Raw genomic sequence first — 20532 nt, forward strand, 5'->3', positions numbered from 1 at the left:
AGGCTCAGGCCGACTTCTCGAGCAGCGGTGTGAGCGTGTCGATATCGGTGACCACCGCGTGGCCCTGGAATTCGAAGTCGGCCCAGGCCCGGTCCATAGCCTCGATGTCACGTCCGCCCACCGCGTCCTTGACGACCACCGGAATGAGGCCGAGATCGGTGGAATGCGCGACGGTCGGGGCGATGCCGATCTCCAGTGCCACACCGACGATCGTGTAGGCCCCGATGCCGAGATCGCGCAGCGTGGCCGCCAGCGGCGTGCCCTCGAACGCCGACATGGCCGTCTTGTCGAAGACCGTCTCGTCGGCGGTCGGCCGCAGCTGCGGCACCAATTCGAAGGCCGGGGTATCGCGCTGCAAGATCGGATGCACCTCGTCCACGGAATCCACCCGCTGCCAGTTCATGGCCATGCGCAGCGCGAATGCTCCGCTCAACCGTTTGGGCAGGAACATGTGCCGCAGGAAGATCACGGGATAGCCCCCGCGGCGGGCGGCCTCGACCACCCGCACCACCCGCTCGGTGATCGCGTCGCCGTCCGGCAGCTGTGACAGCACCCCGACCTGCATGTCGTACACGATCACTGCCATCCGCTCGGGTGCGCACAGCTCCTCCAGCGAGTCCGGAATCTCCAGGCCGTTCCCGTATCGCACGTTATCCTCCACTCGCCCAATGCGTTTCGCCCCAACCCTACCCGCGGGCGAGCAGCTCGGGGGCAAACTCCCGGCGTCGTGCGCGGGAGCGGAAGGCGCGGCGCGCCCTCGATTCCGCGGTTGCGAGCGCACGCCGCCACCACACCGGCAACACCTGATCCACCGCAAACGCACGCCGATCACGCCAGCCTCGCCGACCTGCCGGACGTCCTGCCCGCCGTGGTTGCGAAGTGCACAGGGTGCCGCGTCGCCGTGGTGATGGGGACGCGCCATCGATCTCGCGGCCGTGCGGTGGCAGCGGTGGTGGGCAGCTGCCCGGCGCGGGCACGCCACGCCCGGGTCGCGGGACGCGCCGATAGCGTTCGGATGTTCATTGACCAGGCCGGATGGTCGGCAGTACCTTGGGGTCTCCGATGCGCCGGATGTCCGTACGGCGCGATCACGGGCCTGATGAAGCTGGAGCGTCGGTGGGATACGACGCTGGAGGCGTAATGCGGCAGGGCGGCGCGCGGATTCGAGGATGCGCGCGGGGCGGCAGGGGCTGGTGGACATTCCTGATCGCGGTGGTGATCGCCCTGGCTGCGGCGGTCGCGCCGCTGGCCAGACCGCAGATTCCGGTGCCGGACGACGATCCGTTCTACGCGCCCCCGGCGAACCTGGCGGCCTACGCCAATGGGGCCGTGCTGGATTCGCGGCCCATCGCGGTCTTCGGGCTGCCGTTGCCGGTGGCCGCCTGGCAGCTCCGATACCGCAGCACGGATTCGCTGGGGGTCCCGATCGCGAATGTCGCCACGGTCATGCTGCCGCCGGGAGCGTGGACGAATCCCGGTGGGCGTCCGCTGCTGTCGTATCAGATAGCGGAGGACAGCCTCGGCACCAGTTGCGCGCCCTCCTACGCCCTGCGCGGCGGCCGCGACTTCTCCATCGTGAACACCCTGCTGGACATTCCGTTCCTGGCCGCCGCGCTGTTTCGCGGCTGGGCCGTGGTGGTCTCGGATTATCAAGGGCCGCAATCGCGTTTCTTCGACGGGGTGACCTCGGGCCGCGGTGTGCTCGACGGCGTCCGCGCGGCTCGCGACTTCGCCCCGCTGGGTCTGACCGCCGACAGCCCGATCGGAGCCTGGGGCTACTCGGGCGGCGCGTTCGCCACCCTCTGGGCCACGCAACTGCGTGCCGCCTACGCGCCCGATGTGTGGCTGCACGGGGTCACGGCGGGCGGGGTGCCCGCGAATATCCCGGCCGTCGCCCGCGGCGTGGACGGCGGCCTCCAGGCCGGACTGGCCCTGCTCATCCTGTTGTCGCTGGCCCGCAACGACCCCGCCTCGGGCCTGATCGATCTGCTCGACGACCGCGGCCACGCGGCGCTCGCGCAGGAATCCGAAGCCTGTGGCGCGGATCTGGTGGTGCGGCACCCGTTCGACCGTGTGGACAACTATTCGGCGGTCCCGAACCTCCTGTCGCACCCGGTGTTCGAGGCCACCGCGCAACCCCAGGAGCTGGGCGGATCCATTCCGGACGTCCCGCTGTACCTCTACCACAGCACCGCCGACGACGTGATTCCCGTAGCCGGATTCACCGCGCTGCGGGATCGCTACTGCGCGGGTGGTGCGACGCTCGTCTCGGTGCACTCGCGGGTGCCCGGCCACAATCCCGCGGCCCTGGTGGAATCCGTGGGCGCGATGAACTACCTGTCGGACCGATTCGCGGGAAGTCCGGCTCCCCGCGAGTGCGCGGAGAACTGACTTCGCCTACCGGTGCGTGCGAACCCGGGGCGGGTGTGCGCGAACGGTGTGGGAGCGGGAATGACGCCTGCGCGGAGGATGCGCGAGCCGAATGGCGGATGCGCGGGTTCCCAGGGCGGCGGGCGTGGTGGCCGACGCTGAGGTCCCCCAGATCGACCGGTGCCGTGGTCGGTATGCGGCGAACGTGCTGCCGGAGCAGGCACCCGGACACGTGGCCAGGGCGGGTACATCCGTGTGGCGCGTAGCCCCCGAGGAGGTCTGAACCGATTGCGATCGGACAGTCCGTGATTGGGCGGACTGTGGTACGGGTGCGCCGGGCCGCGCCGAGGGCACAGGGTGGGCAAGCGCGGAGCCCACCCTGACCGCTCCATCGTTGCTTCCCGACCGCTCCCTGTCCGGGCTCGGTCGGCTAGGGCCGGCGTCCGGCCGAGTCGGCTCCGGCTCAGTTGGCCCGGCTCAGTTGGCCCGGCTCAGTTGGCCCCGGCGAACTTGCTGGTCCCCGGAGGCGCCATGAGCGTGTTGATCAGATCGATCCCCGCGATGATCAGCGTCGGTCCACCCACCACGAGGGTGCCGATGATGCCGCCGATGGCCGCCCCTGCGATCACGCTGGCGATCACGGTCGGGCCGCCGACAATGCCGGTGAGTCCGACCGCCGCTCCGAGGGCGGTGCCGATGAACGCCCCGATGGCGGTGGCGATGCCGAACTGGCTGGCGAACGTCTGCTGCGCCAGCAGGTTCTCCTTCGGCGAGGCGACCGGCTTGATCGCGGCCGGTCGAGCCGTCGATTCGTCCTTGATCGCCGTCAGCGACAGCGTGGCGCCGTCGGCGCTGATGTTGTGCGGCAGCGAGTATTCCGTGCCGTCCTGCTGGAACGCCAGCGGCAGGCTCACCCAGGTGCGCCCGGCATTGTCGTTGATGTTCACCGAATTGCCTGCGAGCTGGAAGGTTCCGTTGGTGAGGCTGGTGACGACGGTATTGCCGACCAGCTTGGCCTCGTATCCGATATCGGGAGCGACGGAGTCGGCCTGCGCGGTCCCCATGGCACCGGTGCCGATGGCGAGGGCGGTGATTACCGGTGCGGCAACACCCGTGATCTTGCGGTACATCTGCGGTTGTCCAATCTTCATCAGGTTGTTCTGTCAACGCTGGCCGCACACGCTGAAATTTCCTCACCCCTCGCGCGTGTGAAGCCGTGATGCGAATCGCATCGTGATCCCTCATCCGATCTTCAATCGCCAACGGTAGCGCGCCCCACCGACACGCCGTATGATTTTCGGCCCAGACCGAGGTCGGGAGGCAATCCGCTTGGGCTTCAGCGGAATCTGCGCCGCCGCGAAACCCACTCAGACCAGCACGTCGACCAGAATCGCTCCGGCGCATACGACCCCGACGATAGCGAGAGCGTATATATCCCGTCGGCCCGGCGTACTGGGCCGCGCGGTGAGTTCTCCGGTGCCCCCGCGCGCGGTGATCGCCTCCCCGAGTTCCCCCGCTCGTCGCGTGGAGACCGCCAGTGCCGCGGTGAGAATGTCCACCAGGGGATTCGCGGCCCGCTGCAACATTCCGTCGCTCGGACGCAGTTTCCGGGAGGCCCGCAGAATCCGCATCTCCTCCAGCAGCAGCGGCAGCCCGCGCAGCGTCAGCGCCACCACGACCGCCCATTCGTCCACCGGCACCGCGTGCCGCACGCCGCGCCGCGTCCACCCGATCCGCCGCAGCGGCGCGCCGAGTTTGGCGAGGGCGGGCGCGATCTCCCCCATGGGTGTGGTCCACGCGATGAGGAAGGACGCGCTCAACAGGATGAGTCCGAATACCGCCACATTGAGATAGCGCAGCACCGCCGCGCTCCCGATGGGGAGGTTGATCAGCGCGCCCAGCAGCAGCCCCGCCCAGAACCACCAGGGAAAGCGCGGCAGGGTGCCCAGCGGCAGCCGCGCGGTGATCCACACCGCCGCCAGGAAGGCCACGCAGATCCCCAGCACCGGCCAGGACGGAATGAACATCAGCAGGACGCTGACGGCGAAGGCGGCGATCATCTTGGTACCGGCCCACAGTCGGTGCACCGGGCTCGCCACGGGGACTTCGCGCAGAATCGGGCCGCTCATCGCCATGCCTCCGGCTGGTTCGTCGGATAGGGGTGCTGCGGTGGCGCGGATTGCGCTGGGGGAGAAGGGGGTTCGAGCAGCTTCCCGCCGCTCAGGTGTACGGTGCGGTCGCACAGCACGGCCATGTCGTCGACATCGTGGGAGATGACGATCAGCGTGAGGCCGGAATCCCGCAGCCGCCCGAGCAGTTCCACCACATCCGCGCGTCCCTCGGGGTCGAGCCCCGCCAGCGGTTCGTCCAGTACCACCACCTGTGGGCGACTGGCCGCGATGGCCGCCAGCACCACCCGTTTCGCCTGTCCGCCACTGAGTTCCTCGATGGAGCGGGTGGCCAGGGCGCGGTCCAACCGCACGGCGTCCAGGGCGCGGCCGATGGCGAGGGTGCCGTGCCCGCCCCAGTCCTCGATCTCCGCGCCGACCGTCTGGCGCTGCAATTGCAGGCGGGAATGCTGAAATGCCAACTGCACGGCTCCGATTCGGCGATGGGTGGGACGGGTGCCGGTGAGCTCGAGCAGGACGCAGGTGCCTTCGGTGGGCACGGTGAGTCCGGCCATGATCCAGGCGAGGGTGGACTTGCCGGATCCGTTGCCGCCCACGATCAGCAATGCCTCCCCGCGGTACACGTCGAGATCTATCCCATGCAATGCCGGTGCCTCCCAAGGCGTTCGGCGATTGTAGGTGTGGCGCAGACCGCGCAGGCGCAGGATGGGTTCGCCGATGGGCCGCCGCCGGGGCTCGCGGACGGGACGCGGCCAAGCGGGCAGGTGGTCGACGGCGCGGCCGTCGCGCAGGTGCACGACACGATCGGCCATGGCGGCGTCGGCCTCGTGGTGGGTCACCAGCACCACCGCCATATCGTGCCGTTTCGGCAGGTCCGCCAGGAGGGCGACCAGCTCGCGTCGGCCCTCCGGGTCGATCATGGCGGTGGCCTCGTCGGCGATGAGCAGGGTGGGGCGGCGGGCCAGGGCGGCGGCCACGGCCAAGCGCTGCTGCTGTCCGCCGGACAGCGTCGCGGTCTCCGCGTCTCCCATGCCGCCGAGTCCGACCTCGGCCAGCAGTCCCTCGATGTCGACGGTGGCGGCGATCTCGGTGGGCAGGCCCCACACCACGTCGTCGGCGGCGAGCACCCCGAGGGTCTGGCTCTCGGGCCGCTGGAGCACCAGCGCGGTGCCGCCGGTGACGCCCAGGCCCGCGGAGCCGGGGCGGGTGACGGTGCCGGATGTCGGTGGCCGTCCGGCGAGAATCCGGGTGAGCGTGGATTTTCCGGAGCCGTTGTGCCCGACCACCGCCACGAATTCGCCGAGCCGCACGGTGAGGTCGATGTCCTGGAGTGCGGGGGTGCGCGCGCCCGGGTACCGGAACGACACCTGGCGCAGGCCGACCGGCAGCGGGGCGACGGGCCGGTCGTCGGCGGGCGCGTCCAGCAGGTCGCGGCCGGGCAGCCAGGACAGTCGTACCAGCACCGAGCCGAGCACGTACCAGGAGATGAGACCGCTGGTGATGACCCCCGCCAGCACGCCGCCCGCGATCCACGCCCACCACCAGCGCAGCACCGTATCGGTGAGATCGGCGATGGCGTGGCCGAGCGGTGCCAGGGCGGACTCGCTGGCGAGGATCTTCTCCACGCCGGCGGCGGTATTGCGGATAGTGTCGAACACCAGTTGGCGTGCCCGGGAGAACAGCAGCAGCAATCCTACGGAGAACGATGCCCCAGCCAGTCCCGCCAGTGTGGACAGTCCCAGCACCGCGAGCAGTCCGCCGCGCCGCCGTTTCACCACGCCGATGATGCCGCCGATCACCGCGACCGACGCCAGGTTGAGCGCCGGGACGATGCCGGCCGCCACGAAGGTCACCAGGGTGGCCGCGACGGTGGTGGTGCTCAGCGCCCGCACCCGGTGCCGGTATGCGAGCAGTCCCATCGGTACGGCCGCCACCAGTTGCAGCGCGGCGGCGAACGGCACCACCGACCCGACGGTCACCAAACCGACCGTCGCTCCGCCGAGCACGGCACCGGTGGCGAGTTCGATCGGGCGCAGTGGGCCGTGCGGTACGGAAGCTCCGGGCGAAACAGTCACGCACCCAGTCTGCCGTGTGCACGGGTGTGCACGTACCGACCCGTGCCCGGCCTGTCCGCCGAGGGTGAGGGGCGTATCAGCCCGAGCGAATGCGCGGCGCTGTGGGGAATGCCACCGGCCGCTCGGGTTTCGGCGCGATCGGAGGTGGCAACCGACACTGTCGGGTCGGGCATCGCGCGGCGGACCGGCGGCCGGGGCGGGTGTCGCGAGCCGCTCCGGACGGGTCTGTCGAACTCGTTCGGGCGTAGGTGTTGCATTCATGCGCAACTATGCATAGTTTGGATCACCGTGGGACACGATCATTCGCATGGCATCGCGCCGGAGAGCGCGTCGGGCAAGTATCTGAGCCGCCTGGTGATGGCGCTGGGCATCGCGGTCGTCTTCATGCTGGCCGAATTCGTGGTCGCGTTCTGGACCTCGTCGCTGGCGCTGCTCTCCGACGCGGCGCACATGCTGACCGATGTCGTCGGCGTCGGCATGGCGCTGTCGGCGATCCTGCTCGCCAAGCGCAGCCGCCCCACCTACACCCGGACCTTCGGCTACTACCGCGCCGAGGTACTGGCGGCGCTGGCCAACGCCGTCCTGCTGTTCGGCGTCGCGATCTATGTGCTGTACGAGGCCATCGCGCGACTGGGTGAGCCGCCGGAGGTGCCGGGCTGGCCGGTGCTCATCGTGGGCGCGCTGGGCATGGTCGCCAATATCGCGTCGGCGCTGCTGCTGCGCTCGGGCGCGAAGGAGAGCCTGAATGTGCGCGGCGCGTACCTCGAGGTGTTCGCCGACCTCATCGGCTCGGTGGGCGTGCTGATCTCGGCGGCCATCACCCTCACCACCGGCTGGCGCTACGCGGACATGATCATCGGTGTGGCCATCGGCCTGTGGGTGCTGCCCCGCACCTGGGTGCTGGCGCGCCGTTCGCTGCGAATCCTGTTCCAGCACAGCCCCGAGAACCTGGATGTCGAGCAGATCGCCGCCGCCCTGCACACCGTGCCCGGCGTCGCCGATGTGCACGACCTGCACGTGTGGACGCTGACCTCCGGGATGGAGGTGGCCTCGGCGCACATCACCGTGGCGGGCGGGCACACCGGCGACGACGTGCTGCGCGCCGCCCAGCACGTGCTGGCGCACGACTTCCACATCGAGCACGCGACCTTGCAGGTCGAGGGCGCGGACTCGGCGCGCCGGTGCGCCGAGCTGTCGTGGTGACGCCGGGCGGTGCGGTCGGCGACTAGCGGACCCGGGTGAGGACATAGTCCTCGGGCTGTACCTTGCGGGTCCGCCGCCGATAGCTGCGCGTCGTACCCGGCCAGTTGTTGGTGATCTTCCCGGCCTCGTTCCGGTACCAGCTGGTGCAGAAGTTCCACGGTGTCAGGGCCAGGCGCTGCTGCAGTGCGATATTGAAGGCGCGTTCGGCCTCCGGCCGCACCTCCAGGGTGCAGCCCGGATGTTCCGCCAACACCTGTATCGCGGCGCGGATGTAGCGGGCCTGCGACTCCTGCATGTAGATGATCGAACCCACGCCGAGATTGGTGTTGGGGCCGTACACCAGGAACAGATTCGGGAACTCCGGCACCGTCATCCCCAGGTAGGCGTGCGCCCCGTCGGCCCACACATCGGCCAGGTTCCGTCCACCCCGGCCCCGGATCTTCATGGGCCACAGGAATTCCGTGCCCTTGAATCCGGTGCCGTAGATGATCACGTCGGCGGCGTGCAGAATGCCGTCCTCGGTGCGCACGCCTTCCGGCACGATCTCGGCGATCGGTGTGGTCACCAGCTCCACATTGGGCTGGGTCAGTGCCGGGTAGTAGTCATTGGAGAACAGCCCCCGCTTGCAGCCGATGGGATAGTCCGGTGTGAGCGCGGCGCGCAGCTCCGGATCCGGCACCTGTTCGGCGAGATGTTTCTCCGCGATCCGCGACACCACCCGCGCGATGCCCGGGAGCTCCACCAGTCCGAGCGCCACCGTCTCGCCGATCAGCCACCACGAAACCCGCTCGGCCAGCGGCATTCCCGGAATCCGCCGCAGCACCCGGTGATGCACCGGCGTGTAATCGGTGTCGAACTTCGGCAGCACCCAGGCCGGGGTCCGCTGGAACAGCGTCAGCCGCCGCGCCGCGGGTTGGATCTCCGGAATGTACTGCACCGCACTGGCTCCGGTGCCGATGCAGGCCACCCGTTTGCCGTTGAGGTTCACGTCGTGATCCCACAGCGCCGAATGGAACGACTGCCCCGCGAAGGTGTCGATCCCCGGTATCGAGGGCCAGGCGGGCCGCGACAGTTGCCCGACCGCCGATACCAGCACATCGGCGGTTCGAGTCACGCCGTCGCCGGTGAGCACGGTCCACCGGCCGGTGGTCTCGTCGAACTCGGCCTCGGTCACCTCCGCGCCGAACATGATGGATTCCAGTAGTCCGTGCCGCCGCGCCACCTCCCACATGTAGGCGTGGATATCGCGTCGCCCCGAATAGCGCTGCGGCCAATCCGGTTTGGCCTCGTAGGAGAACGAGTACAGCGGTGACGGCACATCGCACGCCGCTCCCGGGTAGGTGTTCTCGCGCCACACCCCACCCAGATCCTGCGCCTTCTCGAGGATGGTGAATTCGCGAAAGCCATTGCGCTGCAATTCGATCGCCATCCCCAACCCCCCGAATCCGGCCCCGATGATGATCACGGACGGCATTGTGGCGCTCCTCACACTAGGTTGCTCTCCACTCTAGGATCCGCCCCGGTGCGAGCCGATCGAGATCTTCGGCCAACCTGCCCGGCGGGGTGTGCACCACGGTGATCTCACCCACGGTCAATCCCCCACGCGGGGGGTTGACCGGTACGCTGGGCGCACGCGGCGGTGGGGCTCGCCGCTTCGGGCCGACCGGTTCCGAACAACCGTGGATTCCACCAACAGTCCCTACCCCAGAAGCACCCCTGCGGTGATGGAGTAGGAGACGCCTGTGCCCAGTGAGCTGACCGTCCACGACGCGATCGACCCCGATGTCGACATCCGTGCCCCCGAGCAGCGCCGCGAACTCTCCCGCTCCCACGGTGCGATCCTGGCCGTGATCTCCCTGGGCGGCGGGATCGGCGCACTGGCCCGCTACACACTGGCGCAGCTCTGGCCCACCGCGCCGGGCGGTTTCCCATGGGCGACCTTCGCCGCCAATGTCCTCGGCTGCTTCCTCATCGGCGTCCTCATGGTCGCCATCACCGAGATCCGGCCCGCCCACCCGCTGCTGCGCCCCTTCCTCGGCGTCGGCGTCCTCGGCGGCTTCACCACCTTCTCCACCTACGCCGACGACACCCGCGCCCTGCTCACCCCGGAAACGGTCCCGACCGCCATCGCCTACCTCGCCCTGACCCTGCTGTGCGCACTGGCCGCCACGGCCACGGCCGTCGCACTGACCCGCCGGGCCCACCGCATCACCCGTCGACGGCAGGTGACCCCGTGACCCCGCTGCTGGTCGTCCTCGGCGCAATGCTCGGCGCACCCCTGCGCTACCTCATCGACCGCGCCGTCCAATCCCGCCACGCCACCGCCTTTCCCTGGGGCACCGCGACGGTCAACCTCACCGGCTGCCTACTCCTGGGCGCCCTGACCGCCGCCGCCCTCTCCACCCCCTGGGCGGCCTTCCTGTCCACCGGCCTGTGCGGCGCCCTCACCACCTACAGCACCTTCACCTACGAAACCCTCCGCCTCACCGAAACCCGCGCCTACCGCTACGCGGCCCTCACGATCGTCGTCAACGTCGCAACCGGCCTGGGCGCGACCCTGCTCGGCTACGCAGTCGCCGACGCCCTCCTCGCGTGACCTGCCCGAAACTGGTTCTGATTGAGACTTTCGGCCACAATGCTCGGATGGGCACGGTGCAGGAGCCGGAGATTCGGGACTGGGACTTTCCACGGGGAGTCGCCAGTGCGGCCTTGATGGTGGGGTATGCCCGGGAACGGGGGGTGGGGGAGGATCTGATGCTGCGCGGGACCGGATTGACCGCGGAGACCTTGGCGGATCCGGACCTGCAGATCGACGCGCGGACCGAACTGGCGGTGGTGCGGAATCTGGTGCGGGAGCTGGGGGACGAGCCGCTGCTCGGGGTGGATGTGGGGCGGCGGTATCGGATCACCACGTTCGGGATCTTCGGGTTCGCCTGCGTCAGCAGTCCGACCCTGGGCGAGGCGATCTCGTTCGCGCTGCGGTATCTGGAGTTGAGCTTCACGTTCTGCATTCCGGTGGCGCGGTGGCGGCCCGGTGAGTTCGTCGCCCGGGTCCACGACGAGCGGGTGCCCGCGGATGTGCGGCGGTTTCTGGTGCAGCGGGATGTCACCGCCATGCATCAGATGCTCTGCGATCTGCTGGGGCGCAAGGTCGCCCTGGTGCGGGCGGAGTTCGACTTCCCGGCACCCGCGGGCGCCGAGCTGATCACCGAGATCTACGGGGTGACACCGGCGTACGAGCAGCCGCACAACCTGTTCGCACTGGATCCGGTGGAACTGGAACAGCCGCTGCCGCAGGCCAACGAGTCCACCTGGGCCATGTGCCTGGCGCAGTGCCGGGATCTGGTGTCGCGGCGGCGCGCCCGCACCGGTATCGCCGCCGAGGTGCGGGAGCGGCTGGTGCCGCGCGGCGGTGTGGACGGATTCGCCGCGCCGCCCGGAATCGACTCCGTGGCAAAAGATCTCAATATGAGCACCCGGACGCTGCGCCGACATCTGGATGCGGCGGGCACCAGCTACCGGGCGCTGCTGGACGAGGTCAGGAGAGCCTTGGCGGAGGAGATGCTCACCGCGACACCGCTGTCGGTGAGCGATGTGGCGATTCGCCTGGGCTACGCGGAGGCTTCCACCTTCATTCACGCCTTCAAGCGCTGGACCGGCACGACGCCGTCGGCCTACCGCCGCAACCGGGTCACTCCGCTGGTTCGGTGAGTCCGCCGCCCAGGGGGACCGGCCGCAGCGAGGTCAGCAGGCGGCGGTCCTCGATGGCGTGGAAGTACAGCGAGGGTTCCGGCGCGAAGTCGATCGGCACCTGACCGGGGACGCCGACCTCCCATTCGCACCCGATGAAGGAGGACACGCTCGGCGCGATCGCCAACTGCTTGCCCGCGAACAGCGTCTGCACCGGCACATGCGCGTGCCCGGTGAACACCCCCACGATCCGGTCGTCCCCGGCGACGATCTCGGCCAGCCGTTCCGGGTTGGTGAGCGGAATCGGGTCCACCACCGTGGATTTGATCGGAACCGGTGGATGGTGCATGGCAATGACCACGGTGTCGTCCGCGGGCGTGGCGGCGAGCAGATTCTCCAGCCACGCATAGGTCTCGTCCGCGAGCAGCCCCTCGCTCTTGCCGGGAATGCTGGAGTCGAGCAGCGCCACGGTCAGCGCCTTGACGCGATGCACCTGGTTGATGGGCTGGTAGCCGGGGGCCGCGTCGAACAGGATCTCGCGCATGGTGCCCCGGTCGTCGTGATTGCCGGGCAGCAGCAGCACCGGCACATCGGCACCCCGGAACACGGCGCGCGCCTGCTCGTACTCCTCGGCACTGCCTTCGTCGGCGATGTCGCCGGAAACGAGAATGGCGTCGGGGCGCGTCGGCAGCTCGGCGAGGAAGGCCATGACCCGTTCGGCGCGGTCGCTGTTGCGGCCTCCGCCATCGAAGTGGGTGTCACTGAGATGTGCCAACAGAACCATCGGCATTCGCTTTCTGTCCCTGGATCGCGCCATTGCGCCCGATGTGCCGCGGGAGGCACGTTTTCCAGCGTAGTTGACCCGGTTTCCCCAGGTCTCGGTGAGCCTCGACACCGCTTATAGGTGTCTGCTATCGGATGGTCGTCGAGCTATTCCGGGGCCAACAGCGCCTCGGGATCGGCGATGACGGGTGCGCCGTCGACCGTCCAGAAATCCGCGCCGGGCCGGGCGCGCAGATCCAGCACCGGCGGGGTGCGCCAGTCGGCGTCCAGCCGCAGTCGCCACGAGTGCAGATGGGTGCGCCGGTGCGTGCCCGCCCGGTCGAACAGTGGATCGCCCACGATGGGATGCCCGATCCACGCCAGATGCACCCGGATCTGATGCCGCCGTCCCGTCACCGGTCGCAACGCCAGTACCGTGTGCTCATCGGTCACGGCGAGCGTGGTGAACTCGGTGACCGAGGGATAGTTCTTGCCCGCCAGCACATCCGCGGCATCGACGGTCCAGGTGTCCGCGTCACACCGAATGCTCTCGCGTGGCGCGGCGATCCGCACCCGGTTCTTGCGCCCGACGCTCAACGGCAGGTCGATGACCCCGTGCTCGGGCAGACCGGTGGTCGCGGTGATCGCCAGGTACGCCTTCGCCGCGGTGCGCTTGGTGAACTGCCGGGTGAGCTGCCCGTGCGCCTTCAGGTCCTTGGCCAGCAGCACCAGTCCCGAGGTCACCTTGTCGATCCGGTGCACCGGGTACAGTTTCTCCCCCTGGGCCGCCGCCAGTTCCACCATGTCGGTGTCGTGCCGCTCCCCGGTCACCGAGATCCCGGCGGGCTTGTTCAGCGCGAGCACCGCGTCGTCCTCCGTGACGAGACACCGTTCCCGCAGCTGAGCCCACTCCACATCCACGCGGGACAGCGTAGGCGAGCCCGGATCGCGGCGGCGGGACGCCCGCCCGCCGGGTCAGGCCACCGCCTTCTCGAGTTCGGCCAGGCCGCTTTCCAGGTGTTCGGGCAGTCGGTCCAGGTGGGGGATGCGGCGGCAGCCGACGATGCCGAAATCGAGGTTGTCGCCATTGGTGTTGAGGGTGATGTTCATGGCCTGGCTCTCGAAGGGGATCGAGAGCGGGTAGTTGGCGTCGAGGCGCGCGCCCTGGAAGTACACGGGAGTGCGCGGGCCCGGGACGTTGGAGATCACCAGATTGAACGGCATCCGGGGCAGGGTGTCGAAGCCGGGGAGCAGGGAGACGCCGAGCGGCGCCATCAGCAGGGCCGACAGCGCGATGGCCTCCAACTGCGGGAGCTGGGTGAAGATCTGCTTGGCGTCGCGCATGGAGGTGCTGATGGTCTCCAGGCGGGCGACCGGGTCCGCGATATTCGTGCCGAGGTTGCACAGGCAGGCGGCCACGATATTGCCGTCGGTCTCGGCTTCGGTGCGGATGTTCACCGGCACCATGGCGATGAGTGGCTGGTCGGGCAGCGCGTCGTGGTCCATGAGGTATTCGCGCAACGCGGCGGAGCTCATGGCCAGCACCACGTCGTTGACCGTGGCGCCGGTGGCGGTGCGCACCGCGTTGATCCGCTCCATCGGCCACGACCGCACCGCGATCCGGCGCGCTCCGCCGATCGGCACGTTGAACATGGTGGGCGGCGCGGTCATGGGCAGTTCCAGGCGGCCGTCGAGTACGCCGCGCAGCGGGCCCACGGCGGCGCGGGCGCTGGATACCGTGCGCGGCAGCGCCTTTCGCAGTTGCTGCCACGGGCTCACCGGTTCGGTGTGCGGTCGGGCCGGAGCGCCCATGGTCCACGGCACCCGCAGTTCGGTATCGAGCGGATCGTCGGTGAGGGTGCGCTGCAGCAGTCGCATGGCGGAGACGCCGTCGATGAGGGCGTGGTGGATCTTGATGTAGACGGCGAAGCGACCGTCGTCGAGCCCCTCGATGAGCCGCGCCTCCCAGAGCGGGCGGTGCCGGTCCAGCAGTTGGCCGTGCAGGCGGGCGGTCAGGTCCAGCAGTTCGGACATGCCGCCGGGTGCGGGCAGGGCCGAGCGCCGCAGATGGTAGCTCAGGTCCACCTCGTCGGCCTGATGCCAGGACACGCTGGAGAATCCGCCGAACAGCCCGCGGCTGGGATGGCGACGGAAGCGGGTGCGCACGTCGGTGGCCGAGGTCATCCGGCGGAAGACGTCACGGGTGAAGGTCGGCCCGGCGTCGGCGGGCGGTTCGAACAGCTGCAGGCCGCCCACGTGCATGGGGTGCTCACGGGATTCGATGCCCAGGAAGATCGCGTCGATGGGGTTGAGAAGATCCATGTGTCATCGCCTGTGCCGGTGGGGCAGATGCTGCCCAGGTATATACGGTTCGGCGACACTGCCCCCCGCTGCGTATCAGTGAACGAGGCTATCACGGTACTTGATTCGTCATAGCCGCTTCACCCGTGATCAAACCTGGTCCGGGCGTGTCGGGGACGCGATCGGCGTTCGCCCGCGCGGTGCGTTCCCGCTCCGGATCCCCGCGCGCCGCGAAGCTCATGCTGACGATGGTGCGGTGGCCGTGCTCGAAGGGGTACACGCGGTGCAGGGTGCTGGCGGTGCGCATGAAATACAGATCGCCGGGCCGCAATTCCCAGGAGCGAATGGGATTTCGCGTGAGCGTGCGATGAATGTCCTCGCGGTAGTGGGAGCGGCGGGTGTGCGCCACGGTCTGGACGAATCCGCCCTCCGCCAGCGGTGGACATTCCACCACCAGTACGAAGGCGAAAGAGTAGTCGTCCCAATGCCATTGGCAGGGCGCGTCGTGATGCCGCCGGACGATCGCGTAGCGGGGCGGGCCCGGGCGGGGCAGCACCGTCTCGGCCGCCACCACGGAAAGGTTGTGCCGCAACGCATCACAGTCGTAGAGCTGTGGGATCAGCACGGCGTGCGCGTCGATGGTCCGCGGCGGGATGTCGATGCCGTGCGACGGCGGCGCCGACTCGATCGGCAGCTGCTCGCCCCATTGCCGATGGTGTTCGACGAGGGCCAGCGCCTCCGCCGCCAGTGCCCGCTTGACGCGATGGGGCAGCAGAAATCCCAGACGCGCGATTCCGGTTTCGGCGAGCCGGTTGCGCGAATGCAGCAGTGCGTCCGGATCCACTCCGAGCAGATGACGGTGTGCCGCCTCCAGTGTGCTGTGCACGAATCCAATGGTAATTCCTTGCCCGACAAGGAATATGAGAATTTCCCGTGAGCACGGGCGGACCGGCCCCCGGCGCGGGGGTTGACGTAAACCCGGGTTACGGGCATTCTGAACCCTGTTCAATATGAACCGTGTTCAAAAATGGAGTTCGCATGGCCAAGTGGGGTGACCGCGACGCTCGTCGGCGCGACATTCTCGACGCCGGGCGCGCCCTGCTGATCGAGCACGGCTTCGGGGCCCTGCAGATGCGGGACGTGGCCAAGGGGGCTGGCATCAGCCCCGGCACCGTGTACACCTACTTCGCCACCAAGGAAGCGCTGTACGCGGCGCTCTACGCGCAGCGCCTGCACGAATTCGCCGACGCCATCGAACCCGTCTGCGCCGTCGCGGACGACGCCGAGAACCTCTATGTCGCCGTGGCCACCGAATACCTCGAGGTCTACCGGGTGTACGGGCGGGAACTGAACGTCTGGAGCGTGCTCGCCGGGGAGGTCGACCTGGACCCGGAGGTGGGCGGCGTGCTGGCCGCCGCGGCGGGACGGGTGCTCGCCGTGACCCGCCAGGCGGTGGTGCGGCTCAGCGGCCACGACACCCCCGAGGACGAATTCGGCCCGGCGCTGGTGCTGCTGTGGTCCTCGATCAACGGTCTGGCCGATCACTTCACCAGCGTCCGCCAGTACCTGCACGCCTACGGCTGGGAGGAGCTGGTGCGGTTCGCCGCGCGCACCCTCGCCGTCGGGCTCGCCGGTGTGGCGGCGGAGCGCGTCGTCGAGGAGAAGCGATGAGCCTGTGGGACACCGTCGTCCACACCGCCCGCGGCGCGGCCGACCGGGTGGTGAACCCGCCGCGGCTGCGGGACGCGTCGGCCTTGCGCGCGGCGGTGTCCGGGCGGACGGTGCTGGTCACCGGCGCGTCCTACGGTTTGGGCGCGGCCACCGCGCGACTGCTCGGCACGGCCGGTGCCACGGTGCTGCTGGTCGCCCGCACCGCCGACCGATTGGCAGCCCTCGCCGCCGAGATCGAGGCCGCGGGCGGCCGGGCCGTCGCCTATCCGGCCGACCTGTCCGACGAGACCGCGGTGGCGGAGCTGGCCGAGACGATCACCGAGCGGCACGGCGGGCTGGACGTGATCGTCAACAACGCGGGCATATCGCTGCGCCGCTCCCTGCACCTGCAATACGACCGATTCCACGACTTCGAACGCACCATCGACATCAACTACCTGGGCCCGATCGGGTTGCTGCTGGGGCTGCTGCCCGCCATGCGGGAGCGCGGCGGCGGGCACATCGTGAACGTCTCCACCATCGGCGTGCGCATCGCACCCGGCCCGCGCTGGGGTGCCTATCAGGCGTCGAAGGGGGCCTTCGACACCTGGTTGCGCAGCGTGAGCCCGGAGATCCGGCGCGACGGAGTCGCCGTCACCACCATCTACATGGCGCTCATCTACACCCGCATGAGCGCGCCCACGCCGATCATGCGCGCGCTGCCGGGTCTGTTCCCGGACGAGGCCGCGCAGATCGTGGCGCGGGCCATCGTGCGACGGCCACGCGATATCGAGCCGTGGTGGGTGTGGCCCGCCGGGGTGGCCTCGGCCGCCGCGCCGGGTGCGATGGACCTGCTGATGCGGGGCTGGGTCCGGTGCACCCGCGATACCGATGCGGCACTGGGGAGGTCGTCGTGACCGCGCCGCTGCGCGAGGTCGCCGCCGTGGTCACCCGGTCCGGCATCCTGGCCCCGGTGAGCCCGCCCGCCCTGGCGCGGCTGGCCGGTGCGGTGTGGCGCGGTCCGAATATCGCCACCCTGCTCAGCGTCGCCGCCGCCCGCTGGCCGCACCGCATCGCCCTGGTGGACGAGCGCAGCCCGCTCACCTTCGCGACGCTGCACCGCCGGGTGCAAGCCCTCGCGGGCGGATTGCACACCGAATACGGCGTCGGGCACGGTGATTCGGTCCTGGTGCTGTGCCGCAACGGCCGGTCCTTCGTGGAGGCGGCGTTGGCCGCCGCGCTCTGCGGCGCGGACATGGTGCTGTGCAATACCGAGTTCCACACCGAGGCGCTGTGCCGCACCCTGGCCGAGCAACGCACCTCCGTCCTGGTCTGCGACGCGGAGTTCATCGAGAAGGTCCGTGCCGCGGACTATTCCGGCCCGATCCTGACCGGAGCGGACGGCGATAACCCCCGACCGGCCCGCGAAAACGAGCCACTCCTCAGCGAGCACGGGGAGGTCGGCCGGGTCGGCGATCGTTCGCGGCCCGCGCAAGAGGACGCGCCGTCCGTCGGCAGGCCCAGGAGTGGCCGGACCGGCTCGGATGCGGATGTCAGTCGCCCTGGCGAGCACGCGGAGGTCGGCGGTGCCAGCAAGCGTGCCGGTGCCTGTGAAGCGGGCGGGCCTGTCACCGTCGAAGGGGCGGGCGTGGGCGAGAGCGCCCGACCCGGGTGCGATGGTGTGGATCCGGGCCGAGTTCGTGCGGGCGGGGTGGAGCGGAGCCTCGAGGGGTTGATCCGGTTGGGGTATCCGGCACCGGGGCGGGTTCGGCCGGGCCGCATCGTCATTCTGACCTCCGGGACCACGGGCGCGCCCAAGGGTGTGCCGCGGCGGCCGTCGGTGCGGTCCTTCCTCGGCCCGGGGCTGAGCGCGCTGCATCGACTGGGTTTGCGCAGCGGTACCACCATCGTGGTCGGGATTCCGTTGTTCCACGGGTTCGGGCTGGCCGTGCTGGCGCTCGGGCTGCTGTTGGGCGGAACGCTGGTGCTGCGCCGCGGATTCGATCCGGAAGCGGCGCTGGCCGCCACCGCCGCCCGGCGCGCCGACGCCTGGGCGGTCGTTCCGGTCATGCTGCGGCGGGTGCTGGACCTGCCGACGGAGGTGCGCGAGCGGTACGACACCTCCTCGCTCGCCGCCGTGCTGTGCGGTGCCGCCCCGCTGACTCCCGCGCTCGCGCACCGGTTCATGGACGACTTCGGTGAGGTCCTGTGCAACGGCTACGGCTCCTCCGAGATCGGCATCGCCGCGCTGGCCACGCCCGCGGAGCTGCGGGCCGCGCCCGGCACCGTGGGCAGGCCGGTGGCGGGTACCGCGGTGGCCGTGCTCGACACCGCCGGTCGTCCCGTCCCGGCGGGTCGCACGGGGCGCATCTGCGTCGGTGGCGCACAGGGGTTCTCCGGCTATTCCAGCGGGCACGACAAGCAGCGGGTCGCCGGCCTCATCGACTCCGGTGACCTGGGGCGATTCGATGCCGCGGGGCGGCTGTTCGTGGTCGGACGCTCCGACGACATGATCGTCTCCGGTGGGGAGAACGTGTATCCCCAAGTCGTGGAGAACGTTTTGGCCGCACATCCCGATGTATCGGATGTGGCGGTCATGGGTGTGGACGACGAGGAATACGGTCAGCGGCTGGTGGCGTATGTCGTGGCCGCGACCGGATCGTCACCGTCCGTCACCCGATTGCGAGAGTATCTGTATCCCAACGTCTCTCGTTTCGAACGACCCCGTGACATCATGATCACGGGGGAGATTCCCCGCAATGCCGCCGGCAAGATCGACCGCGCGGCCTTGCGACAGCAGTACGGCGGGTAGGCCATGGGGAACATGCCTGCCCGGGATGTGAAAGGCGGATCGACGATGACCGCGTTCCCGAGCTCCTCCGATGCCACCGCGCACCAGCATTCGCCCGGGCGACTGCTCGAGGCGCGGCGGATGAAAGCGTATCTGCTTCCCGGACTGCGGCATCGAGCCCGCGCCTGGCACATCCGCTACACGTCGACCAATGCGCAGGGCGCACCCATCGAGGTCACCGGGACCGTGCTGGTGCCGCGGACCCCGCACGCCGACGGGCCGCGGCCGCTGATCGGCTACGCGGTCGGCACCCAGGGCCTGGCCGATTTCGTGGCCGCCGCGTCGTGGCAGCTGAGCCGCGGTCTGGAGTACGAATCGCTGTTCATCGCGCAGGCGCTGCGGCGCGGGTGGGCCGTGGCCATCACCGACTATCCCGGGCTCGGCAGCGACGGCACCCATCCGTACGTGATGGGGCGGGCGCTGGGACCGTCGGTGCTGGACAGCATGCGGGCGGCCCGGCAGCTGGCCGACGCGGAGCTGGATCCGGACGGTCCGCTCGCCATCTGCGGCTACTCCGAGGGCGGCTGCGCGGCGGGCTGGGCGCTGCAATTGCAACCCAGCTACGCGCCCGATCTCCCGCTGGTCGGCGGCGCGGTGGGGTCGCCGCCCGCCGATCTGGAGGGCATGTTCGAGGCGCACGACGGAAAGCTGTTCGCCTTCCTGCTGTTCTGGGCGGTCATGGGCATCGACGCCGCCTACCCCGAACTCGAGGTGCTCTCCCACCTCAAGCCCTCGGCCAGGATGTTGGCCGCGGTGCTGCGCCGCGCCCACGTGGTTCCCGGTTTCGCGTTCGGCATGGCCTACGGCGCGGTGCTGCCCACCCAGTCGGCGCGTTTCGTGCACCGCCACCCGCTCGAGGTGCCGGAGGTGCTCGCCCGGGTGCGTGAGAACCGCCTGGGTTCCATTCCGCCCGCCACGCCGATCCTGCTCGGCGCGGGGACGGGGGAGCAGATCGTCCCGTTCAGCCAGACCGCCAACCTCTACGCGGACTGGCGTGAACTCGGTGTGGACGTCACCATGCACACCATGCCCCGGCTCGAACACCTCACCGGGGCCTTCGGCTTCGCGCCCCGGGCCTTCTCCTTCCTCGCCGACCGCTTCACGGAGAACCGCCTCCAGCGCCCCCTCAGCGCCTGAGCGCCCGGCGCCGGTGCCGCGCCGTCGCGCTCGGCATCGGCCGCCGTGGGGCTCTTTCTTCCAGTTCGGTTGCTTTTCTTCCGAATCGGAGTGTTTTCCGCGAAGATCTATTTGCTGTGGGTACGCTGTGCCCGCGTTTGCTGTGGTGCCGATCGGATCGTTCGCAACGAATACCCTCCCGAGGAGGATGTGCGTGACTGCCGTAGCTCCAAAACCCGAACAGAACCTCGAGGCCGCCCGGCCGTTCCCCCGGCGTGGCAGGCCGAAGGGCGGGTTCCTGCGTGACGCGGTCACCACGACCGATCCGAAGACGCTCGGTCAGATGTACCTGTTCACCGCCATCTCGTTCTTCCTGATCGGCGGG

18 protein-coding genes are annotated in these 20532 nt (G+C 69.6%); 9 read left to right on the top strand and 9 right to left on the bottom strand.

Annotated features, from left to right (window positions below; all coding sequences use genetic code 11):
* Positions 1–4: 4 nt before the first annotated feature.
* On the bottom strand, positions 5–649 hold the full coding sequence (locus tag ON31_RS04370) for a cysteine hydrolase family protein (protein WP_039809485.1): 645 nt from the start codon (positions 647–649) through the stop codon (positions 5–7).
* 467 nt (positions 650–1116) lie between these two features.
* Here ON31_RS04370 and ON31_RS04375 point away from each other — a divergent pair, with 467 nt between their 5' ends.
* Positions 1117–2391, top strand: a complete 1275-nt coding sequence (locus tag ON31_RS04375; RefSeq protein ID WP_157533587.1) for a lipase family protein — start codon at positions 1117–1119, stop codon at positions 2389–2391.
* Positions 2392–2861: 470 nt separating this feature from the next.
* On the opposite strand, the gene ON31_RS04380 is transcribed toward ON31_RS04375, so the two are convergent.
* The 3 genes from ON31_RS04380 to ON31_RS04390 all read right to left on the bottom strand — a co-directional run bounded on the left by ON31_RS04380 (position 2862) and on the right by ON31_RS04390 (position 6574).
* Entirely contained in the window at positions 2862–3521 is a 660-nt protein-coding gene (locus ON31_RS04380; protein WP_255221982.1) for a DUF8020 domain-containing protein, read from the bottom strand.
* Between the two features lie 216 nt (positions 3522–3737).
* The gene (locus tag ON31_RS04385) at positions 3738–4499 is read right to left on the bottom strand and encodes an energy-coupling factor transporter transmembrane component T family protein (RefSeq protein ID WP_039809487.1); all 762 of its coding nucleotides are present in this window, start codon (positions 4497–4499) and stop codon (positions 3738–3740) included.
* A complete protein-coding gene (locus tag ON31_RS04390; protein ID WP_039809409.1) occupies positions 4496–6574 on the bottom strand; it encodes an ABC transporter ATP-binding protein in 2079 nt (692 codons plus the stop codon). Before ON31_RS04390 ends, ON31_RS04385 begins: the two co-directional genes overlap by 4 nt.
* A 288-nt stretch (positions 6575–6862) precedes the next feature.
* Here ON31_RS04390 and ON31_RS04395 point away from each other — a divergent pair, with 288 nt between their 5' ends.
* Complete coding sequence (locus tag ON31_RS04395; protein ID WP_029930968.1) at positions 6863–7777, top strand: cation diffusion facilitator family transporter; 915 nt, start codon at positions 6863–6865, stop codon at positions 7775–7777.
* 22 nt (positions 7778–7799) lie between these two features.
* Here the strand turns inward: ON31_RS04395 and ON31_RS04400 are convergent, their stop codons facing one another.
* Complete coding sequence (locus ON31_RS04400; protein WP_039809411.1) at positions 7800–9251, bottom strand: flavin-containing monooxygenase; 1452 nt, start codon at positions 9249–9251, stop codon at positions 7800–7802.
* Between the two features lie 268 nt (positions 9252–9519).
* Here ON31_RS04400 and crcB (ON31_RS04405) point away from each other — a divergent pair, with 268 nt between their 5' ends.
* The 3 genes from crcB (ON31_RS04405) to ON31_RS04415 are packed head-to-tail and all read left to right on the top strand — an operon-like array spanning position 9520 to position 11488.
* Positions 9520–10014 carry a fluoride efflux transporter CrcB gene (gene crcB, locus ON31_RS04405; RefSeq protein WP_063821429.1) on the top strand — a complete coding sequence of 165 codons (495 nt, stop codon included), beginning with the start codon at positions 9520–9522 and terminating at the stop codon, positions 10012–10014.
* The gene (gene crcB / locus ON31_RS04410; RefSeq protein WP_081592214.1) at positions 10011–10373 is read left to right on the top strand and encodes a fluoride efflux transporter CrcB; all 363 of its coding nucleotides are present in this window, start codon (positions 10011–10013) and stop codon (positions 10371–10373) included. Before crcB (ON31_RS04405) ends, crcB (ON31_RS04410) begins: the two co-directional genes overlap by 4 nt.
* 47 nt (positions 10374–10420) lie before the next feature.
* The gene (locus tag ON31_RS04415) at positions 10421–11488 is read left to right on the top strand and encodes an AraC family transcriptional regulator (protein WP_039809413.1); all 1068 of its coding nucleotides are present in this window, start codon (positions 10421–10423) and stop codon (positions 11486–11488) included.
* On the opposite strand, the gene ON31_RS04420 is transcribed toward ON31_RS04415, so the two are convergent.
* From ON31_RS04420 to ON31_RS34440, 4 genes are all read right to left on the bottom strand, one after another.
* Positions 11469–12257, bottom strand: coding sequence for a phosphodiesterase (locus ON31_RS04420; RefSeq protein ID WP_255221983.1), 789 nt, complete (start codon positions 12255–12257; stop codon positions 11469–11471). The two genes, ON31_RS04415 and ON31_RS04420, sit on opposite strands and share 20 nt — an antisense overlap.
* A 140-nt stretch (positions 12258–12397) precedes the next feature.
* Positions 12398–13150 (bottom strand): RluA family pseudouridine synthase, encoded by a 753-nt coding sequence (locus ON31_RS04425; protein WP_039809416.1) that lies wholly within the window; start codon positions 13148–13150, stop codon positions 12398–12400.
* A 54-nt stretch (positions 13151–13204) separates the two neighbouring features.
* Entirely contained in the window at positions 13205–14551 is a 1347-nt protein-coding gene (locus ON31_RS04430) for a WS/DGAT/MGAT family O-acyltransferase (protein WP_039809418.1), read from the bottom strand.
* A gap of 91 nt (positions 14552–14642) precedes the next feature.
* Complete coding sequence (locus ON31_RS34440; RefSeq protein ID WP_051036831.1) at positions 14643–15416, bottom strand: HalD/BesD family halogenase; 774 nt, start codon at positions 15414–15416, stop codon at positions 14643–14645.
* A gap of 152 nt (positions 15417–15568) precedes the next feature.
* On the opposite strand from ON31_RS34440, the gene ON31_RS04440 reads away from it, so the two are divergent.
* The 4 genes from ON31_RS04440 to ON31_RS04455 are packed head-to-tail and all read left to right on the top strand — an operon-like array spanning position 15569 to position 20168.
* Positions 15569–16201, top strand: coding sequence for a TetR/AcrR family transcriptional regulator (locus tag ON31_RS04440; protein ID WP_039809420.1), 633 nt, complete (start codon positions 15569–15571; stop codon positions 16199–16201).
* On the top strand, positions 16198–17097 hold the full coding sequence (locus tag ON31_RS04445; protein ID WP_039809421.1) for an SDR family NAD(P)-dependent oxidoreductase: 900 nt from the start codon (positions 16198–16200) through the stop codon (positions 17095–17097). Before ON31_RS04440 ends, ON31_RS04445 begins: the two co-directional genes overlap by 4 nt.
* On the top strand, positions 17094–18992 hold the full coding sequence (locus ON31_RS34445) for an AMP-binding protein (RefSeq protein ID WP_051036832.1): 1899 nt from the start codon (positions 17094–17096) through the stop codon (positions 18990–18992). The genes ON31_RS04445 and ON31_RS34445 overlap by 4 nt, the downstream gene beginning before the upstream one ends.
* 45 nt (positions 18993–19037) lie before the next feature.
* Positions 19038–20168, top strand: coding sequence for a lipase family protein (locus tag ON31_RS04455; protein ID WP_051036835.1), 1131 nt, complete (start codon positions 19038–19040; stop codon positions 20166–20168).
* The last annotated feature ends 364 nt before the right edge of the window (positions 20169–20532 follow it).

Origin of the sequence: Nocardia otitidiscaviarum NBRC 14405, from assembly GCF_000308635.1 — a bacterium.
In the GTDB taxonomy this organism is placed as follows: domain Bacteria; phylum Actinomycetota; class Actinomycetes; order Mycobacteriales; family Mycobacteriaceae; genus Nocardia; species Nocardia otitidiscaviarum.